The organism is Pseudomonas sp. R28(2017), assembly GCF_002112505.1.
Classification (GTDB): Bacteria; Pseudomonadota; Gammaproteobacteria; order Pseudomonadales; family Pseudomonadaceae; genus Aquipseudomonas.
Genome location: NZ_NEHW01000043.1, coordinates 1 through 705 on the forward strand (window position 1 = coordinate 1; position 705 = coordinate 705).

Annotated in this window: 1 protein-coding gene; it reads right to left on the reverse strand. The window is 62.4% G+C overall.

Annotation, left to right across the window (positions count from 1 at the left end; all coding sequences use genetic code 11):
* The coding region (locus CAF78_RS28515; protein ID WP_177408582.1) for an immunoglobulin-like domain-containing protein at window positions 1–705 on the reverse strand (705 nt) is incomplete at both ends.

The window sequence follows — 705 nt, forward strand, 5'->3', positions numbered from 1 at the left end:
GCGGTGAAATCGACCGAGCCGGAGCTGGCGTTGACCGGAATGGTGATGCTCTGACCGTTGGCCAGGGTGATCACCAGCGGGGTGCCGGTCACAGGTGCAGTGACGGAAGCGGTATAGGTGATCACGCCGCCTTCAGTCACGCTCGGGGTGGCCGTCAGAGTCACGGTCGAGGTGTCGATCGAATCGGTGATCGCAGTCACTGCCGGCGTCGTGCTGACTTCCAGGTGCTCAAAGTCGCCACCGGTGGTACCGGTGACCGTCACGCTGACATTGCCAGCATCCACATAAACGGTGTTGGCCGGTGCGTTGAACGGCACGCTGCCTTCGGTTTCACCCTTGGCGATGGTGATGACCGCACCGTTGCTCAGGGTGATGGTCATGTCACTGCCGGCCGGGTTGGTCAGCTTGGCGGTGTAGACGATGCTACCGCCTTCCTCGACGCTGTTGCTGGCCGTCAGGGTCAGGCCGGTGCTATCCAGCTTGGCTGGATCATCGGTGACCGTGGTGCTTGGGGTGCCGGCGGTGTCCAGTTTCTCGTAGTTACCGCCAGTCACGCCGGTGATGCTGTTGGTCACCGGGGTGTTGGTGGAGTAGACGTTGTTCGGTGCGGTGAAATCGACCGAGCCGGAGCTGGCATTGACCGGAATGGTGATGCTCTGACCGTTGGCCAGGGTGATCACCAGCGGGGTGCCGGTCACAGGTGCA